Raw genomic sequence first — 14239 nt, forward strand, 5'->3', positions numbered from 1 at the left:
ATTTTTGTATGCACACTATCCCAAAATCATTGTTAACTATCAACACTTTGCTAAAATCTTTAATAAAGTCCTTATTTTTCCCTAGTTAGGAAAAATTCCTCCCCAGTTAACAAAATACTTTTTCCCAGTTAGGAAAAAATCCCTCCTCTTTATCCTCCTCCCATTAGAAAACAAGATTTTCATTTGTTGCGGCGGTTTCCTTTGCTTATATTTGCAATTTACATATGAAATACGCCCTTTTGTTCCTCCTGCTTGCCTCGTGGCTCACCGCGTGCACCCAGCGCCACGACGACATCCCGAATGATTTTTGGGACAGCATCGCCTTGCACGACTCTGTTCACCTGTCCGACAGCTTGCTTCAAACCGGCCTTCAGCAGGCCATCGAAGCTGATGACTCGCTGCATGTCAGCATGATCTGTTTTTTTCAGGGGAAGAAACTTCATCAAGGGTATTTCCTGCTTCGTGCACAGGAACGTTACGAAAAGGCACAGCGCTATCTGCCTGCCCAGGCGCCCTCACGACTCCGCATGGAACTGGACATTGCGCAAGCTGACCTTTGTCGCTTCAATCATTTTGAGAAACGAGAAAACCAACTGCTAGACAATGCCCAGCAACTGGCCACCGAACAGCAGGACAGCCTGATGCTGATACGCATCTGCCTCCTCCGCTGCCAGCGGGAGAAAAGCAAAAAGGATTTCGCCCGAGCTCTCGACGAACTGCACACGGCCTATCGTTATGCCTGCGCCATAACACCCGAACGGCGTGCCGAACTGCAAGCTGAAATGGCAATCGTACACCTCTACCTGCAACAGCCTGACTCTGCCCTACTCCACCTTGACCGTGCCATTGCCACTCAAGCCGGTCGACAAGAATACTACCATGCCCTACGCCAAGGTGTGCGCTATCACATTGCCCGCAACGACTCGGCCCTGCCCTACTTCCGCCGCATAGCCGAGATGTTTCCCCTGGCCCGCAAGACGGATGCTTACCGCTACATGGCCGAAGTGCTCAACCGCCGCGGACAGTATGATAAAGCTATTGAATTCCTGCGCGAACACGTGCGCTACCGCGACTCGCTCGATGCAGACAAGAAAGCTGAACTGCTGGAGAAAGTACATGCCATACGCGAATATCGCAAGCAACAGCAACAGATCGAAAACAGCGAACGTCAGCTGACCCACCGGATGCTTCAGGTGTACAGACTCGCGGCAGTAGTATGCGCACTCATCATTCTGTGGGGCGCTTACTACATCTACACACGCCGTCGCCAGGCGCTACTCAACCGCGACCTGATGCAAGCCCAGCTTTCGAAACAGGAGATGGAGATACGCTACCTGCGCGAGCAGGAAGCCAAAGAACAGCTTGAAAACGCCCAACTCAACCAGCGTCTGGAATACTTCAAGCAACTGAACGAAATCACCATCCCCCTACTGATGCGAAGCCGCAATCAGGCAGGCGCCCTGCACCTCTCGCCCGAGGACTGGCAAACGTTGCGCAACAACACCGACGCCTGCTTCGACAACTTTACCCGACGGCTGAAAACCGCCTATCCCCAGCTGAGCGATGAAGAAATAGACTTCTGCTGTCTGGTGAAAATGGAACTTCCCCTGGCCATACTGGCAGAAATCTACCACATAGCCAAGGGAAGCATATCGCGCAAAAAGATGCGTCTAAAAGAAAAGATAGGAATCACCGACGTCAGCTTCGACGACTTTGTCGCCTCCTTCTGACGCAACGGGCAGCCTCAACGCTTCATATCGTCGAAGTAAGTGTCGAGCAGAGACTTGGCCGCTACAAACGAAGTCAGATTGCCTTGCAGCACCTGTTGTTCCTGACCGGCCAGCATGGCTTCGATCTTCGGATTGTGATAGAAGCTGTCGCGCAACTGTTCGTTAATGCTTTCGTACATCCAGTATTTGCTTTGTTCGTTGCGACGGTACTCGAAATAGCCATTCGCTTTCACAAAGTCCATGTATTGGTAAATCATGTCCCAGATTTCCTTCACACCCAGGTTGTAAAAGCCCGAATAGGTCAGCACCTGAGGTGTCCAGCCACTTTCGGGCGCAGGAAACAGGTGTAAGGCATTGCGGAACTGGGCTGCTGCCAGCTTGGCACGCTCCAGATTGTCGCCATCGGCCTTGTTGATAACGATGCCGTCGGCCATCTCCATGATGCCACGCTTGATGCCCTGAAGCTCGTCGCCCGTACCTGCCAACTGAATGAGGAGGAAGAAATCGACCATAGAATGCACAGCCGTCTCGCTCTGACCTACTCCGACCGTTTCGACAAAGATCTTGTCATAGCCGGCGGCTTCGCACAAGATGATGGTCTCGCGCGTCTTGCGGGCCACGCCTCCTAACGAACCAGCCGATGGGCTAGGACGAATGAACGACTTGGGATGTACGGACAGTTTCTCCATACGTGTCTTGTCGCCCAATATACTACCCTTGCTGCGCTCACTACTGGGGTCGATAGCCAATACAGCCAACTTGCCGCCATACTGTTCGAGCACGTGCAAGCCAAAGACATCGATCGAAGTACTCTTTCCTGCCCCCGGCACACCACTGATGCCCACACGGATGGAGCTTCCCGAATAGGGCAGACATTTTTCGATGACCTCCTGAGCGATGACCTGATGTTCGGGGCGTACGCTTTCGACCAGTGTCACGGCCTGACTGAGTATCGTCACGTCACCTTTCACAATGCCGTCCACATACTCCGCTACCGTCAGTTCGCGTTTCTTACGTTTCGGACGATTCTTCAAATAAGGACTTACGGTCGAAGGTTGTTCGACTCCGGCGTTGACTACCAATCCTTTGTATGCTTCGTTATTCTCGGGATGTTCCATGATTATTTGGCTTTAATGTTAATTTCTACTTTGGGTCTCATCGGGTCGTTGGTGATCATGAGCAGACGCAAATGACGCCGGCGGGTACCGATATTCTTCTTATTGACAGTCACACGCAAACGGGTCGATTCGCCCGGCAGCAACACGGTCTTCTTCAGGCTGACGCCCACAGCCGGATGAAATACCTGCAACTTACTGATCTGCAAGGGTGAACGTCCGGTATTGGTTACTACAATATCCTGTTTGGCTTTCTTGCGTTTGGCCAGCACCTTGCTCAGATCGATGTCGGTAGCCGAAAGCTGGATACCAGGTGCGTTTTGCATTTGGGCTTCGGTCATGTCTGAAAAGTCGGGCAAGAGAATGGCCGATACAGGTATTTCGCTTTCATCGGTCACCTTATCGCCTGCAAAACGCGACAGATAGACGGAAGCCTGCGTCAAACCAAGGTCGGTCAACTTTTCAGGGTTCAATGTCAGGGTAATGATACCTTTTTCACCTTTCTGAAGTACATTAGGCTTCACCTCCATATCCAGATAGGGAGGCAGGTGCATCAGCACGGGTTCGTAGGGACGATCGGACAAGTTTACCACGCCGACATGCATCACCGGATGCTCACCCAAGTGGACATCGGGGAAATCGAGCGTATTCTTGTCGATACGTATCTGGCCGATCAAGTAGGGATGAGTCTTGGTATAATCCTTGATTTCCTGCACCACTTCACCGTTGAAACGCAAGTAGACAATATGAGGTTCGGCATTGGTGTAGATAGCTACCGACTTCTGAAAGGTGCCCAACGCTTCGGCATCGAAGGTGACGTTGACCATACCTTTCGCCCCAGGGGCTATCGGCGTCTGTGTCCACTGGGCTACCGTACAGGCACAATCGGGCTCTACATCAGTCAGCACCAGCGGCTCATCGCCGGTGTTGGTGATGGTGTATTGCACGGTAGCTGGGTGTTTCCACTCGATTTGCCCCAAGCTGTGCATCTCGGTATTGGACGTAAAACGCGGCTGAGCCAAAGCTCCCAAAGCCGCCATACATACATATAAAGTGGTTATGATTCGCTTCATTTATTTTAATTCTAACTTAAGTTTCGCAAGTGCTCAACTTATTAGTTGACAAGGCTTCAGTTAACAAGTCTACTAGGCTGGAACACCCTGTTTGATAAAATGCCGTTTGAAACGGCTCGCTACAAACGCCTTGTTAACTCGTCAACTTGTTGCTTGTCAACTGCAACTTGAGCTTGCGAAAGTTGGGATTCTAAATTACAAGGGCAAATGTAGGGCGATTTCTTTAGAATTAAAAATTAATAATTAATAATTAATAGTTAGAGGGTGTGGGAGGAAGATGGGAGCATCAAACAAGATTATCTCTAACTCTCCTCACCCCCACTCCAACTATTCATTTTTAATTTTTAATTATTAATTTTCTTCCTGCCGAATGCGAAGCATACTCGGGCGCGTAAGCACATTGCAGCGTAGCAAGTCCGGCCTCGTAGGTACCTCCACGAGCCACGCGGTAACTATATTCGAGCACATAGACGCCTTTGCCCAAGTGGTCGAAGAAGAAGTTGGTTGCGGCATCTTCCACCTCGACATAATAGCCGAAGCCATTGCTCCAACGATAGCCTGAGAAGGCACTGAGCGGCTCGAAACAAGCGCCACGCTGGTCTTTCAGCTGAACAAAATCCATGGCTCGATCCAAACGGATGGTGAGACGCGATACAACCTTATCGCCCACCTTCAGGGCTTCTCCCTGACCAAGGGGCTGCAACGAGCGTCGGCCATCGGCTGACAGGCGCTCTACGTAAAGGCGTTTCTCCACATTCAGTTCGCTGCCCTGCTGCTTCACATCGGCGATGGGCGACAGATATTGGGCATACACGGCTCCCCAGGCGATGCCTGCATCAAGCTTCTCAACGGTTACCTGACGGGCTTTCAGCGCCTGATGATCTTCAGTAAAGGTTTCCTTCACATAGCCCAAAGCAGGTGTAGCATCGGCAGCGGGCGAAGTGGTTTCGATGACTTCACGTCCCAGAGTGATACGCACATCGCCTGCTGTAGCCAGCAAATCATTGCCCTGACACAACAAGGCATAGATGGCATCGGCTGTCTCGACCGACGATTTCCAACAAGTGGTTTGCTTCTGTTTCAACAGCCAGAGTTTCATCTCCTCGACCAAAGCATCGTTACCGCCAGCCTTACGCAAGGCTTCCATCGCCTTGACATGGGCGGGCACGGGCATCATCGACCAACTGTAGGGAGCGTCGAGGAAAGCAAAGTGGGCACCCATCTCGTCTTCTTGCACCAGGTGCTCCTTCAACGAGGCTATGAAGCGGTCGGCTTCGGTCTTCTTGCCTGCGGACAGAAGGATGATGGCCGCACGCGCCTTGCACGAAACGGAGGCAGTTGTCAGATTGCCGCCTATCTTCGTCAGGAAGTAAGCCTGCGCCTTGCGGTTCGCATCGGGCAGTTTTTCACCGGACAAAGCTACGAGGTAGAGGTAGTGTACAAGGTCGTCGGACAAGGAAGATACCTTGCTACCCTTCTTCTCGGCCTTCAGCATCGAGCGGTAAGCCTCCAGCGCACGGTTGTTCAGATAGCCGAAAGCAGCTTGCTTCATGGTCTGTGCGTCGGCTGCGAGGGGCTGACCAGTCAACTGTGGCAGGCGGACAAGCAATTCGGTCACGTAGTTGGTGATATAGGAACTACCCGACATGCCTTTGTACCAGCTCCACGAACCGTCGGTGCCTTGCAGCTCTTTCAATTTGGTCAAAGCAGAAAGGTTGCGGTTGTTCAGCTGATTGAGGTCGAACAGTGTGGCTATACGACTGCGTTGCTCGCTTTCGGTAGTGGCTTCGAGTACCCAAGGCGACTCAGACAAGAGAATGTTCTTCACTTCCTGATTCTTCTCCAGTTGGCTGAGGAAAGTTTCCTTGTTACCACCATCTGCCATCCAGGCGTCGAACACAGCCTTGATACGCGGCTGACTACCTGCGATGAAGCTAGCCAGCGAATTGGCATAGAAAGCAGAAGCCCAGTCGATAGCATTGTCGGTAGTCGGTTGAGCCAGCACCGGCAACGCCTGAACAGCATACCAAGCTGGGTTAGAGGTAAACTCAACCGTCAGACGGCGGTCGGTAGCCGTGGAGCTATCGCCGTTGAACAGGTGGCTAAGGTCGAAGGTGCGACTCTCTCCACCACGGATAGGCATAGCCAACGTTTCGGTAATGTACTGCTTGTTGCTGAGCACAGGAACAAGGTGTTGCTCACCATCGCTGAACGAATCGCCATCGGCTACGATACGCACACCCAGCAGGTTGTAGCGCTCGTCCACGTCGAAAGCGAACGGTACAGAAGTGGTCCGACGGGCATCGGCTGTAAACTTCTGTTTCTGACTGTCGATGACCTTCTCCGTCAGGGGATCGAACAAGACGAAACGAACAGTGCCTTTCACAGCCTTGTCTGTCTGATTGGCGATGGTAGCAGCTATCTGAGTATGGTCGCCCACCCGCACAAAACGCGGCAGATTAGGCGTCAGCATAAATTCCTTAGATGTAACGGCCGATGCTTCCAACTGGCCAGTCAGCATATCTTTGGTGTGGGCATAACCACGGAAACGCCAGCGAGTCAGACTTTGAGGCATGGTGAAGGCGATGGATACTTCGCCCTGCTCGTTAGTGCGCAAGTACGGATAGAAGAAGGCTGTTTCTGCAAAATTGGTGCGAAGCTCGGACTGAGCCTCCGGCAAAGCACCTGTGATGAACGATTCTTCACGATCTTCTTCGAACACAGCTGCCGGTACATATTTCACTTCGACCGCATCAGCACTCTCTTCCACTCCACGAGCCATGGGGGCATCAGCAGTTTTCTGTCTCAGTACCAGGCTATTTTCGCTAATGGACAAGACTTCGCCAACAGCGGAGAAATAAGTATAGAAGTAGTCGTATGCCCACGCAGGTACCCACTTGCTATCGAGCGGAAAGCGAAGATTGAAGTAGGCATCGGCATAGCGACTGGCATTGCGATAGCTGCTATACAGACGACTGCTGAAATATACATTCAATGACTGATTGTGGCGGAAAAGCTTATCGAGCGAGGCATCGTACATCGTAGCCAGCATTTCGGCCGAAGCAGGCAAACCCTGAGGCGTCTTGATAACGAGCTTCCACTCTTCTTCCTGCCCCGGGCGCAAGCGGTCGCGGAAGACTTCCCACTTCAGGTCGAGGGTGCGGTTGGGTTGGCGCTTCTTAAAGAATAGCTGGTGAGAGTAGTGCAAACCCTGTTTCACGAAGTTGAAAGTCAGCGTCACCCCTTCGCCATACTCGGGGCGGTAGGGCAAAGTGAAGTGCATCAGGCTATCGCTGAGCTGAAGTACACAGGTCTCGATGCGGCGGCGACCAGTGAAAACGTCCATCAGCACATAAGCATCCTTGAAGGAGGTGCCGAAGAAGAAATCGGCGGGTTGCGTTTCATCGAACTCATCGAGGGGTTGATGTACGAACAGCTCGGTGAATTGAGACAGGCGTGTGTCGTGCTCCGAGAAGAGGGTGAAGTTCACGATCGAATGAGTCTGTATATCGCTATTCTCTTCACGCCCCAGGCTATCGGTCACGACAAAGGTCATGCGGTACTTGCCCGAGGGGATTGACCTCAAGGAGGAGAAGTCCTGACGTTGGTTGGCCACGAAATCGCCTTCGAGGACAATGCGATCGGCATCGGCTGGGCGAAGCAGGTAGCGGCCTTTCACTGTCTGAGGCTGCTGTACGCCGTTGGCGACGCTAATGGTGAAGAGCAAACTGTCTTCTTTGCAAATCACCTGCGGCACGTCGGCCATGAAAGAATAGGCCTTTGTCGTTGCCAGAATGCTGTAAGAAGCTGTCTGCGTCTCGCCCGCATCATCGGTTACGGAGGCTTCGACCTGATAATGATAATAAGGATATTCTCCCATTGAGGTATCGTCAGGAACCTCTAACGTCAGAGGGATGCAGAAATTACCCTCGGCATCGAGCCGGACGGTATCGGCCAGCAAAGGTTTCGTCGAAGGAACGAAATAGCTTCTCAGCAGATCGTGGCGCGTCACGGTAAAAGCCAGAGGAACGTCTTGCACGGACATGCCGTTGAAGGATTTGACGTTACCACGCAGCATCACACGGTCGCCCAGGCGATAGGCTTCGGCCACGGGGGTGAAACTGATTTCGAACGTCGGCCGCTTATACTCTTCGACCCGGAACGAAGCTGAGTCCTCGTGTTTGCGGGTGGTGATGGAGAAAGCACCGTTGAGACATGCCGAAGGCAGCACGAACTCGGCTGAGAAGGAACCGAAGTCGTTGGTGCGGACCTTGCGGGAGGCCAGCTCCTTGCGGTTGGCATCGAGCAGAAGCAGTTCGTAGTCGGCACCTTCGAGCACACGAGCGGTATCGATTGTCTGTTCGTAGGCGATACCTTTCACATAGACTGTCTGCCCCGGGCGATAGATGGCGCGGTCGATGAGCAGGGTCAGCATTTTCTGTGCTGTATCAGAATCAACGATTCTGGAGATGCCCTGACGAAAATACTGAGGCGTCATGGCGCGGTCGTCACCCTTGCGCGCCACGTAATAGCGTGCATTGGGCTGGCCGGTGAGCAGAGCTTTGCCTTCGGAGTCGGTGGTCAGCTGAGTCAGCAGACGGCGATTTTTGCTATCGTCGGAATAGAAGCTGAGCTGTACGCCTGCTATCGGATGGCCGGTAAGGGCGTCGAGGGTGATGAATTCGGTAGTCTGTTCGTCGACGTTCAGCGAAAGTACCTTAAAGCGGCTGACACATAGAAAATTGTATGACTGGTGAAGCGTCCTTTCGCCTTCGGGCACTGCCTGAAGAATATATACGCCTACGTCATCGGGCAGGCGGAAGTGCAACGTAGTATCACAGGAATGGTAGGGCACGTCTTCGGCGGCCTTATCTTTACCCGGCAGTGGACGGAGAGCAAAGCGGTGCGAAGCCAGCAGACGACCGTGGCGGCGGCAGACGGCGGAGGTGAGGCCATCGTCCAGCCAGGGACGTTCGTCGTAGTCGGTGGCATAGACGTTGAGAGTGAAGCCACTGAGGTTGCGATAGTTGACCCGCATACTGACCGAATCGGACGGATAGCCTTCGGCTGTATAGATGTTGAGAGCCGGTTGCAGGATCCGCGCACGGATGTTCTTCAGTTCGCCGATGCGCTTGTAGGCAGCATAGCGCTTTAAACCTTCGTCGCATACGCGCAGGGCTTGGGCGTAGCGCCGCTTGTCGTTCAGCCACTGAGCCTTACGGATGTAGACTTCACCACAGACGTCGCGTGTGCCATAAGCAGCAATCAAGCTGTCGAGGGTTTGCAGATAGCCGTCGGGCGACTGCATATCGGCACGCCATTGCTCGTAGTCGAGGGTGGCCATTACGACAGCATCTTCCGCATTGGGGCGTTGGCGATAGGTGGCAATCATCGTCTGATAGACATCTTTGATGCGGCGATCCATCAGCGAATCGACGTTGAATCCCCTCCACCCTTGATACGTATCGACGGCACGGCGAGCCAGCAGATGGTAGAGGTCGTGAGCATAGAATCGGCTGCCATCCTGCTGGATGACGAAGGGGCCGTAGTCGGCAGCGGTAGTACGCAGCAGGGCTTCGGCGGGTTGCAAAGAGGCTTGCAGGTGGGCGTCGATGCGGTCGATGAAGAGGTTAAGGCTCCACTCGCGCACGTCGGCAGGAGCCTCGTCGACAAGGAGCGAGGGAGAGTTGAGCAGCGTACGGCGGTTGGTGCTGAGCAAGTCGGCATACTGACGCGCCAAGAGCGAGTGCAGAATGGCGCGATTCGTCTCGTCTGCCTCTTCCTGCGCCCAGCGCTCCATTGCGGCCAGACTGGTGTAAAGGCTGTCGGGCGTAATACGTTTCTGGCAGGCCTGCCGACAGACGTAGGCTTTCAGCATCTGCGGAGCGTTTTTCTCGGTTTGGGCCTTCTGCCAGATCTGGTCGGCCAGCCGGATTACGGTTTGCGGCAAACTCTTCTCGCGTGCTTCTTCGAGCTGCTTCCAGAGGTTGTCGTACGATTGCGCGTGGAGGGCTGGAAAAGCCATCAGCACGAGCAACATAACGGTGCAAATTCTTCGGATTGTCTTCATATTCTTCTCTCTATTTGTAGGTTTCATTATGCCGAATCGAAGGTTCGATTCTTCCTTTATAACAAAATAAGAGAATAAAATGTTAACGGGCGTATCTTTTAACTGAAAAAATATTGCACGGACAAAAAAAGAGGGATATCCCTCAATGAAAAGAGATATCCCCCTGGTGTGTATGATTAACTAATAATTACTGTGCTTTACATCTGAAGGCTATAATATCGCATTGCCTCCATCCAGTTTTTGCCAGCCAACAGCATGGCGCGCTTAAATGAATTAACAATCTTCTTTTTCATAACCTTAAAAATTAAAACGTTATCCTAAAAACGTACGGAAGTATACGCGGTGTTTCCGTCTTCAGTTTTCTCTCTCTGTGGTGAGAGGGTGATCCTTTCTTTTTCAAGAAAGATAAACCCCTCTTTTCTGCATCTCGCTTCTTCCCATCTCGGCAAGAATGTGCTTCAGTGTACTAACAAATTTCTGTTTCATTGCTTTAAAAGTTTAGTTCAAGTTCCGTCCGAGAACGGACTTCCGAAAAATTCCGCCTCCGCGAAACTTGAAAAATCAAATAAAAACTAATACCTGAAAACCTAATTTGTTTCTCTTCTCTCTTTGCTTTTTCGAATCTTAGAACTTGTGTGCACCCAGCATCACGTAGCCCCAAACATCGGCATTGTTCTGGCCGAGTCGATCCATGATTTTCTTTAACATTTTCATTTTGTTATCCTCCTATAAATAATGTGTTATCCTGTTGAATTCTCATTGAATTCATGTTTTACAGCACAAAAATAGAGCCATTATTTGAGATTGCAAGCGATTGAAGGCAGAAAAACATGTTATATAACATATTTCTTGATATGGGTCAATTTTTCGTAAGTTCGGACATTCAAAGACTGCCATATTGTACTGACAAGCGTGTTGCGAGAATGTCCGTACGGACAAAATGGCAGAAGTACGGACACAAAAAAACGGGGCAGACCGTAGCCTGTCCCCGTTGTCTTGAAGTATTAGTCTTTCTTTTCTATTACCGCCGTCTTTTTCACTTTTCGGGCGTCTTCTCAAGCGTAGCCACCAGGAAGTCGTAGAACTTGCCGACCGAAGGAATGTAGGCACGTTCGTCGGGCGAATGAGGCGAGCGCAAGGTGGGGCCAAAGGAAATCATGTCGAGATTCTTGTAGATGGCTCCGATGATGCCGCACTCCAAGCCGGCGTGTATCACCTTGACAGCCGGTTCCGTACCAAACTGTTCCTTGTAGGACAGCTTCATGGCATGCAGAATGGGCGAGTCGACATTGGGCTGCCAGCCAGAATAATTGCCGCTCAGTTCGACCTTCATACCTGCCATCGAGAAGCAAGCGGTCAGGCTGTCGGCCAGGAAGTCTTTCATCGTGTCGCACGAGCTGCGCGCCAGGATGCGTACGTCGGCCTTTCCGCCTCCGATGAGGACGATGGCCAGATTGGACGAAGTCTCGACCGTATCGGGCACGGTGGGAATCATTCGCATCACGCCATCCTGACAGGCCATCAGCACGTTGACCATGCTGTCCTGAATCTCTTCGGGCACGACGGTAGCGGGCACGTCAACTTCTTCCATCTTCAGGCTGATGCCCTGCTCGATGGGTGCGTATTCGGCAGCGATCTGTGCTTCGTACTCGCGGATGTAGTCGTCCAGACCGTCCATATCTTCGGGGTTGAACAGCATCACGGCATGAGCCTCGCGCGGGATGGCGTTGCGCATGTTGCCGCCTTCGAACGAAGCCAACTGGCAATCGAACTCAAGCAGCAGGTCGTGAACGACGCGCACCAGCAGCTTGTTGGCATTGCCGCGGCCTTCGTTTATTTCGAGGCCTGAGTGTCCGCCGCGCAGTCCTTTCAGCGTCAGCTTGCGTGCTACGAAGCCTTCAGCGGGTGCTTCTTCCTTATACTCAAGCGTAGCGGTGAAGTCGATACCGCCGGCGCAACCGATGTACAGTTCGCCTTCTTCCTCGGAGTCGAGGTTCAGCAGGATGTCGCCCTGCAAGATTCCGGGTTTCAGCCCGAAAGCACCTACCATGCCCGTTTCCTCGTCTTTGGTGATGAGCACTTCCAGCGGTCCGTGCTTCAGGTCGGTGGCTTCGAGCACAGCCATGGCGGCTGCCACGCCCAAACCGTTGTCGGCACCAAGGGTTGTTCCTTTAGCCTTCACCCAGTCGCCGTCGACGCGGGTTTCAATAGGGTCTTTCGTAAAATCGTGTACCGTATCATTGTTTTTCTGGGGTACCATGTCCATGTGGGCTTGCAGGATGACGCCCCTGCGGTTCTCCATGCCCGGCGTGGCCGGCTTGCGGATGATGACGTTGCCTATTTCATCGACAAAGGACTCCAGCCCCAGCCCCTTACCGAAATTGACCAGAAATTCGGTCACCTTTTCTATATGTCCGGAAGGACGGGGGATTTGAGTCAGCGAATAGAAATGCTTCCACACGTTCTGTGGAGCAAGTTGTAAGATATCACTCATAGCAGTATAAAACGAAAAATTGGTTTCTGCAAAGATAATAAAAAACTTCCTGAAAAACAATACCCCCTTGCACGGTTTTTCGGCTCTGCAACAAACGCTGTTTTCACATGCCGGACAATCGTACGGACAGGGCGTTTTTCGGCAATTATGGCGTTACATTACAGTTGTGACAGTTAATTTTAAGAGAAAATCAACCTGGGAAAAATCTGTAAAAGAAAATTAATAATATATATTATATATATAAATATATATAATATATATTATTAAAATATTTAACACTTTCTTCCCTTCCGAGGGCGACGAATCGGTTTTCACTTAAAAATAACTGTCACAACTGTAATGTAACGCTTGACAAGCTCCCTACAAGAAAAGAACATTGCGGACACAAGATAGAGGCTCGTCGGACACTAGCCACATAAACGCCCTAAAGAAGGAACTACACTGACTTCTGAAAATGCGCTATCTCCGCCTGAGCAACAACAAGTTAGGTTTATTAACACATAATCCGTGTTTCATTAACAGATTTTCACTATTTCAACATACCCCGTTTTTGGCCGCCTCGAAGCGATATCCTACCTTTGCTAACATAGCACGCGAGATGCGCAAAACACGAGCAGCAAATAGACAGCAGAAAAAAACGAAAAACAGGGAAAGCGATATTTGAAATACTGATTCATTCATGCACAGGCCACACTCAGGAGGAAGAGAAGCACCTGCCTGCCGACGTCAGGCAGCCGTCCTGCCACTCCTACCGCCAATCGCCAGATGCCCCCAGCCCCACAAGCCCAGCACCACGACAAGCAGCGTCTGCACCCCATGCACCAGGAGGGCAAACGTACTGGCATCGACCGCGTCGACCCCGTAGAGCATCATCATCGTAATGACCGCGAAATGCCACGGACCCGCCCCGTTGGGCGTAGGCACAATGACGGCAAACGTACCCGCCACGAACATCACCAAGCCAGCCTCAATGCTCAACCCCTCCGTAAAGGGGAAACAGAAGAAAGTCAGGTAGAAGTGAAGAAAATAGCAAAGCCACATCAGCACCGTGTGAAGCACGAAAAGCGGCACATTGCGCACCCGACGCAGCGACATGATGCCCTGCCACACGTCGAGCACTACCCCGCGCACCCGCTCGAACACGGACAGCGCACGCACCATCCACACCAGCACCACCACGACGCCTACCACGCTGAACAGCGCCACGTAGAACCACGGCGAGGAAAACAGATGCACCAGCGAAGGCACCTTCGTCCCCGTCTGATGGAAAAAGGTGAGAAAGACAGGCAGTTCGAGCAGCAACGTCACACCCGCAATGAGCAGCATGCACAGTGCGTCGACCATGCGCTCGGTAACGACCGTACCCAACGACTTCGAAAACGGCACCCCGTCGTAGCGCGACAGCACCCCGCAACGCGACACCTCGCCCAGCCGGGGCACCACCAGACTGGTGGCGTAAGACAGGTAGATGGCATCGACCAGATGGCTTTTACGCGGATACACACCCAGCGGGTCGAGCGTCTGACGCCAGCGCAAACCGCGCTCCACATGGCTCCACACACCGAAAAAGAGCGACAACGCCATCCAATCCCAGCGCAAGCCGTGACGAAGCACCTGGAAAGCACGTTCGAAGTCGAAATCGCGATAGACCCAATATAGGATAAAAGCCCCCAACAGCAGGGGCAACAGGATTCTTATCAATCGAGAGCTAAAATTCTTCATTCTTCCTTCTTCATTCTTCATTAAAAAGAACTACC

The 14239-nt window shown here is 52.1% G+C and carries 6 protein-coding genes; 1 reads left to right on the forward strand and 5 read right to left on the reverse strand.

The features are described 5' to 3' along the window. The first annotated feature begins 224 nt into the window (after positions 1–224). On the forward strand, positions 225–1730 hold the full coding sequence (locus tag Q3C19_RS12660; RefSeq protein WP_302729743.1) for a hypothetical protein: 1506 nt from the start codon (positions 225–227) through the stop codon (positions 1728–1730). A gap of 14 nt (positions 1731–1744) precedes the next feature. On the opposite strand, the gene meaB is transcribed toward Q3C19_RS12660, so the two are convergent. The 5 genes from meaB to Q3C19_RS12685 form a co-directional block, all read right to left on the reverse strand. Next, on the reverse strand, positions 1745–2848 hold the full coding sequence (meaB, locus tag Q3C19_RS12665; protein WP_022162041.1) for a methylmalonyl Co-A mutase-associated GTPase MeaB: 1104 nt from the start codon (positions 2846–2848) through the stop codon (positions 1745–1747). Between the two features lie 2 nt (positions 2849–2850). Continuing rightward, positions 2851–3918, reverse strand: a complete 1068-nt coding sequence (locus Q3C19_RS12670; protein WP_022162042.1) for a DUF1573 domain-containing protein — start codon at positions 3916–3918, stop codon at positions 2851–2853. A 337-nt stretch (positions 3919–4255) separates the two neighbouring features. After that, positions 4256–9988, reverse strand: coding sequence for an alpha-2-macroglobulin family protein (locus Q3C19_RS12675; protein ID WP_302729747.1), 5733 nt, complete (start codon positions 9986–9988; stop codon positions 4256–4258). Between the two features lie 1036 nt (positions 9989–11024). Continuing rightward, on the reverse strand, positions 11025–12482 hold the full coding sequence (locus Q3C19_RS12680; RefSeq protein ID WP_302729749.1) for an aminoacyl-histidine dipeptidase: 1458 nt from the start codon (positions 12480–12482) through the stop codon (positions 11025–11027). 726 nt (positions 12483–13208) lie between these two features. Further along, positions 13209–14225 carry a lysylphosphatidylglycerol synthase transmembrane domain-containing protein gene (locus tag Q3C19_RS12685; protein ID WP_113740906.1) on the reverse strand — a complete coding sequence of 339 codons (1017 nt, stop codon included), beginning with the start codon at positions 14223–14225 and terminating at the stop codon, positions 13209–13211. Positions 14226–14239 lie beyond the last annotated feature (14 nt).

This window comes from Bacteroides sp. ET489 (assembly GCF_030518095.1).
In the GTDB taxonomy this organism is placed as follows: Bacteria; Bacteroidota; Bacteroidia; order Bacteroidales; family Bacteroidaceae; genus Bacteroides; species Bacteroides ndongoniae.

Excerpts from the sequence above, each read along its gene's own strand:
- Q3C19_RS12660 (WP_302729743.1), top strand. The coding sequence starts at position 225 with ATGAAATACGCCCTTTTGTTCCTCCTGCTTGCCTCGTGGCTCACCGCG.
- meaB (WP_022162041.1), bottom strand. The coding sequence starts at position 2,848 with ATGGAACATCCCGAGAATAACGAAGCATACAAAGGATTGGTAGTCAAC.
- Q3C19_RS12670 (WP_022162042.1), bottom strand. The coding sequence starts at position 3,918 with ATGAAGCGAATCATAACCACTTTATATGTATGTATGGCGGCTTTGGGA.
- Q3C19_RS12675 (WP_302729747.1), bottom strand. The coding sequence starts at position 9,988 with ATGAAGACAATCCGAAGAATTTGCACCGTTATGTTGCTCGTGCTGATG.
- Q3C19_RS12680 (WP_302729749.1), bottom strand. The coding sequence starts at position 12,482 with ATGAGTGATATCTTACAACTTGCTCCACAGAACGTGTGGAAGCATTTC.
- Q3C19_RS12685 (WP_113740906.1), bottom strand. The coding sequence starts at position 14,225 with ATGAAGAATGAAGAAGGAAGAATGAAGAATTTTAGCTCTCGATTGATA.